General features: G+C 37.5%; 3 protein-coding genes. All 3 read left to right on the top strand.

Translation table 11 applies throughout. The annotated features are described in order from the left end of the window. On the top strand, positions 1–145 hold a 145-nt coding region (locus NM10_RS15350; protein ID WP_147675887.1), incomplete at its 5' end, for an integrase core domain-containing protein. Positions 146–531: 386 nt separating this feature from the next. Continuing rightward, a complete protein-coding gene (locus NM10_RS12255; RefSeq protein WP_020311856.1) occupies positions 532–1,188 on the top strand; it encodes a glycosyltransferase in 657 nt (218 codons plus the stop codon). Then, positions 1,178–1,618, top strand: coding sequence for a glycosyltransferase (locus NM10_RS13445; protein WP_020724099.1), 441 nt, complete (start codon positions 1,178–1,180; stop codon positions 1,616–1,618). Before NM10_RS12255 ends, NM10_RS13445 begins: the two co-directional genes overlap by 11 nt. Positions 1,619–1,966 lie beyond the last annotated feature (348 nt).

Genomic DNA, 1,966 nt, shown 5'->3' with positions numbered 1-1,966 from the left:
TCAGTATCCGAACGAATATCGCACCCCAAGAGAGCTTCGACGTCTGATTMACCAATACGTAGATGATTACAACAACATACGGCCCCACGAGGCATTAGGCTACAAGGTTCCCAACGAGTTTTACTTTGCTTGCTTCGCTGCTTAGAATAATTCTGCTTACTGCCACTCTTAAAATTTTAGAACGTGGTCTTGACAAGGGGCCCATTATATGTAAAGCTAGTTTGGAATGATTAAATAGGTCGATAAGAATTGCGTTTTCCGTGCTGACGTAGAAAATTATTGAGCAGATTCATTATACTTCAAAGTGTGGTTATGCAATATTTATTTGCTCAAAAAGTTGTGGGCTGCTGTTATTTTGAATATAAAGAGAGAAATTTAATAAATGAATTTTTTTTGTGAATTTTTGTCCAATGACTGGAGAAAAACGATATTTGTAGCGATTGTACCATTTGTTTCGGCATTTGTTGCTGCATTACGAAGCAGCAATTTTGTTTATAAATATATTATATAAGCTATATGAGGTGGTTTATTTTGAAACAGGTTGTAATAGTAGCAAACTTCGCCGCTACTTTCGGCGGCAACTTTATTCAGTCGATGAAGGCGCTGCAAGCAAATGAAGAGATTTCAGTACGTTATATATTGCCGGAAGCTGCTAGAAAATGCAATTGGATTCCAGAATTGACAAAAGTATATTACACGGATTGGTCATTTGGATCTTTACGAAGCGTGTGGAAGGAAGTGAATCAAGCGCAGGTGGTGGATATCGTTCATTTCCACTTTGTTGGGGGGAAGGAAGCCTTGCGTTGTAAAATTGTTTTTTCTCCTGCTGACAAGATAGTTTGGCATTTGCATAATCATGTTGTTCGTTGGCCTGGTAGACTGGTTTGGTTTAAAGATTTGGCTAAACGTTACCTATATCATGGTTCTTATAAGATTGGAGTGTCAAATAGTGTGGCTGACAGTATGCGATTCTATTCGTCAAAGCATGTCACAACAGTATATAATGCCATGGATTTTGATCGTTTGTCGTGGATTGGCGAAGATCATTATATAGAGACTTCTTCAAAGGCAATTCATTGTATGATTATGGGAAATCACTATGAACGCAAAGGAGTCGATATCGCAGCTAAAGCTATGCAATTGGTTGAATGGGGGGGGACATCCAGCTGTACTATATGTGGTACTTAATGATAGCGTAGTTCCTGCATTGCGAGATTTCTTGCGACAAAGCCTGGGTACGAATGATTTTGATTCGTATATTAAAACGGTTCCAGTACGCAATGATATCGCAACTTACTATAAAAAAATCGATGTGTTTTTGTCTCCGAGTCGTGAGGAAGGATGGACATGGGCAATTGATGAAGCTGCTTATTGTGGCTGTCAAGTCATTGCTTCACGGATTCCCGGTCAGGATGAGAATACTGTTCCTGGTTTTTTATGGTGTGGCAATCCGAATGAAAAAGATATCACGAAAGAAATGGCTAATCAAATTTTATATTTGACACAAGTGCCAAATGAAGAAAAAGAAAAGAAGACTAAAGTAGCACGTGATTATATGCGAAAAGAATTTTCTATGGATAAATGGGTAGAAAATATATTAGCTGTATATAGGGAATAACAGCACTTTACAACTTTTATGCCGCTTCGAAAGTTAACGAAGTCAGTTGCCATAAGGCCTAAACTAAGTCCGTTAATTTTTTTTCGGTTTGGGTCTTAGAGACCAAAGTGCCCCAAAATATTTCAAGCTGTATTTTCCAGCGTATATGACTTCGTATCTCTTGTGGAATGACAGTGAGTACTTCGGATAAGGTAAAATATATTTCGCAAATTCAATTTCATAAAAAATAGACATAGTCTATTGCCGCTAGTACAATTAAGTTACCACACAAAATTCGTAAGGAGGCAATAGACCATGTCTGSTRATATTATACAACTTAATGAGGATCTTATAMWGAATAATTTCTGA

It is taken from the genome of Megasphaera sp. NM10, from assembly GCF_000417505.1.
In the GTDB taxonomy this organism is placed as follows: domain Bacteria; phylum Bacillota; class Negativicutes; order Veillonellales; family Megasphaeraceae; genus Megasphaera; species Megasphaera intestinihominis.
This window is presented reverse-complemented; position numbering and strand designations above follow the sequence as displayed.